The organism is Streptomyces sp. NRRL F-2664 (genome assembly GCF_000719345.1).
In the GTDB taxonomy this organism is placed as follows: domain Bacteria; phylum Actinomycetota; class Actinomycetes; order Streptomycetales; family Streptomycetaceae; genus Streptomyces.
Map to the genome: position 1 here is coordinate 1 of NZ_JOFX01000586.1, position 241 is coordinate 241.

A 241-nucleotide genomic window follows, 5' to 3' on the forward strand; every position below is an offset into this window, starting at 1 on the left:
CTGCACCGAGAGGGCGCGGGCCTGGCTGAGGCCGGCATTCTGCTGGTCTGTGCCGAGCACGCCCTGGGTGACGGCTTCGGCGACGATGTCGGAGGCGGTTTTCACGGTGGTACCGTCCGGGCCCGTCACACTGCTGGTGTGGCCCCACGGGTCGGTGGAGGCAACGGTTCTGCGGCCGGCCTGGTCGGTGGTGGTGACCTTGTACTCGGCCCACTGGGAGTAGTCGGCCTCGGACAGCACC

At 69.7% G+C, this 241-nt stretch carries 1 protein-coding gene; it reads right to left on the bottom strand.

From position 1 onward, the window contains the following. On the bottom strand, nucleotides 1-241 hold a 241-nt coding region (locus IF89_RS40305), incomplete at both ends, for a hypothetical protein (protein WP_158718189.1).